General features: G+C 59.3%; 2 protein-coding genes and 1 pseudogene. 2 read left to right on the top strand and 1 reads right to left on the bottom strand.

Annotation, left to right across the window (positions count from 1 at the left end; translation table 11 throughout):
• Positions 1-35 precede the first annotated feature (35 nt).
• Positions 36-368 (bottom strand): annotated as a pseudogene (locus GXH28_RS15975) (excinuclease ABC subunit UvrA); the annotation flags it as partial.
• A 243-nt stretch (positions 369-611) separates the two neighbouring features.
• Here GXH28_RS15975 and GXH28_RS15970 point away from each other — a divergent pair.
• Together GXH28_RS15970 and GXH28_RS15965 are read left to right on the top strand one after the other, a co-directional pair.
• Positions 612-2,120 carry a tetratricopeptide repeat protein gene (locus GXH28_RS15970; protein WP_169239993.1) on the top strand — a complete coding sequence of 503 codons (1,509 nt, stop codon included), beginning with the start codon at positions 612-614 and terminating at the stop codon, positions 2,118-2,120.
• A 90-nt stretch (positions 2,121-2,210) separates the two neighbouring features.
• The coding region (locus GXH28_RS15965; RefSeq protein WP_169239992.1) for an SDR family NAD(P)-dependent oxidoreductase at positions 2,211-2,509 on the top strand (299 nt) is incomplete at its 3' end.

Below are 2,509 nucleotides of genomic sequence, written 5' to 3'. Positions count from 1 at the left end.
AAAGTCGCTAAAAATAATAATTTTTTTTTCATTGTTTAGATTAAACCTTTAAGATATTTACCTGTCCATGATCTTTTTTCTTTAACAATTCCATCAATTTCCCCTTGATAAACTAACTCTCCCCCCTTTTCACCCCCATCAGGGCCTAAATCAATAATATATTGACAATGTTTTAATACTTCGAGATTGTGTTCGATAATAACTACCGTATTACCCCTCTCTACTAATTGATACAAAACTTTTATCAGCTTTTCAACATCATAAAGATGTAAACCCGTCGTTGGCTCATCAAGAATATATAGTGTATTGCCAATCGAGTTTCTCGATAGTTCTGCTGCCAACTTGATTCGCTGCGCTTCGCCTCCGGATCGGGCATCGCCGGTGGGGGCAACCAGGAACACCAGCGCCAACGCCACGATCAACATCGCCAGCGCCGCCAGGCCGATCCCGCGCGTGACCTGCTCCTGAGCGTGGCCGCGCGCCATCGAAGCCGAAGGGTGAATCACGCTTTCCATGTTTGACAACGCTCCCTTAAAACGAAGGCGCAGCCGCTTGCTACCTGGACTGCGCCCTTGCATCGTTCGATGTGCGAGCAGATTATACTCACGCGTATGACGACAGGTTCTGTCGAACTGCGTCCCCGTTCCACCGGCGAAATCTTCGCGCTCGCATTCGATCTCTATCGAAGACACTTCCCGCTTTTCTTCTCGATTTCGTCGGTCATCCTCTTGCCTGCCCTGTTGTTGGGGGCGATGAGCTCGATCGCCACGCTGGCCGGAGTGGTGATGGGGCTGGCCGGGCCGTCCGGTGATGCGCTCGACCTTCCGGCACAAGAAGCCTCTTCCGCAGGCCTTATCTTCATCTCCTTCATCTCCAACTGCATCCCTGCGCTCATTTGGCTTTTGGGCATCTTCTGGCCATGGGCAGAGGGCGCGCTCGCTTTCAATGTGATCGAGCGCATCCTGGGTCGGGCGCCGGGGCTGCGCGCGTCGTATGGCCAAACGCGCCGGCAATGGGGTTCGCTCTGGATCGCGAACCTCCTGGCGCAGATCGGCATCAACCTGCCCCTCATCGTCGTCTATCTGGTTCTACTCGGTGGCCTAATGGTGGCGCTGGCGATACCCGTATTCGGCGTCTTCGGCGCGGATGTGTTTGCCGGCGTTTCATCCATCGCGTTGGTCGCCACGGCGGCATTATGCGCGCCGCTCGTGATCGGCGCGGTGGTCGTCTCGGTGGTGTTGGCGATCAACTGGGCCTTTCGCACGCCGGCCATCGTCGGTGAGGGCGTGGATGGGTTGCAGGGGCTCAGCCGAAGCGTGGCGATCGCGCGCGGCAGCCGCGGGCTTATCTTCTGGCGCTACATCCTGTTATTCCTCCTCGAGTTCGTCGTATCGGCTGTGCCGGCACTCATCGTAGGTTCGGTGGTGCTGATCGGCGTACTTTCGCTTCAGCAGGGAACGCCGCCGGGCAACATCACCCTCGACGTCACCGTGTTGCCCGGGCTGATAGCGGTCTCAATCGTTCTGATCGCCGTCAGTGTCATCGGTGCGCTGTTGCTCACGCCGTTTCGCATCGTCTTCACGACGCTGAACTATCTAGACCTGCGCATTCGCAAGGAGAACTTGCCTGTGCTCCTGGCGAAAGCTGCAGCCCGGACGCCGGAAGCGCCGGCCGCTGCCGCGCCCGCTGCGCCGTCACCGAGCGCAGTGCACGCGCCGGGCGCATCGCCGGCATCATCGCAACTTGCGCCCGGCCTGCCTCAGCCCAGCACGAGCTGGCAGGCGGTAGACCTCGCCAAGTTGACGCCGGGCCAGCGGGTCGGCGTATTGTTTAACCGCATTCGCGCCGAAGGGGAGAGCGCACAGACGCTAAAGGAATTGGCCCAGGCCTTAAAGGAGGTCGGGGATTGGGGCGGCGCGTTGGATTCGCTGACCCGCGCGCGCGCCATCGCCCCGGATGACCCCGACCTCGCCTACAACCTGATGGTGCTGTATCGTGAGCGCCGGGACATGACGGCGGCGCGCCGCATGATGGAAGAGTATCTGCGGCTTGAGACCGACCCGAAAGCGCTGGCTGCTGTGCGCGATAACCCACGCTTCAAGGATCTGTTGCCGGAGTGACGTCTCGGCGCTCGTGTCGGTCGGCGCACGCCGGTGGCCGAAGCCGGTTTGGGAAGGGTCGTGAACGCTGTGTGAGGTGATGAGTAAGGTATGTCGAATCTGCAAGGCAAGATTTGTGTTGTGACAGGCGCGACGGCCGGCATTGGCCGGGTGAGTGCGCATCGGTTGGCGGAGATGGGTGCAACGGTTATCGTGGTGAGCCGCAACCCGCGTAAGTGTGACGAAGTCGTCGAGGCAATCCGGCGACAGACGGGCAACCCCGCCGTCGAGGCTATGCCGGCGGATCTATCGTCGCTACAACAGATTCGCGCGTTGGCACGGCGCTTCCTCGATGCGTACCCGCGCCTCGATGTGTTGCTGAATAACGCCGGCGCCATCTTCACTGCGCG

Origin of the sequence: Candidatus Roseilinea sp. NK_OTU-006 (assembly GCF_012931985.1) — a bacterium.
In the GTDB taxonomy this organism is placed as follows: Bacteria; Chloroflexota; Anaerolineae; order J036; family Brachytrichaceae; genus JAAFGM01.
Note: the sequence above shows the minus strand (reverse complement) of the source record. Positions and strands in the feature narration are given on the sequence as shown.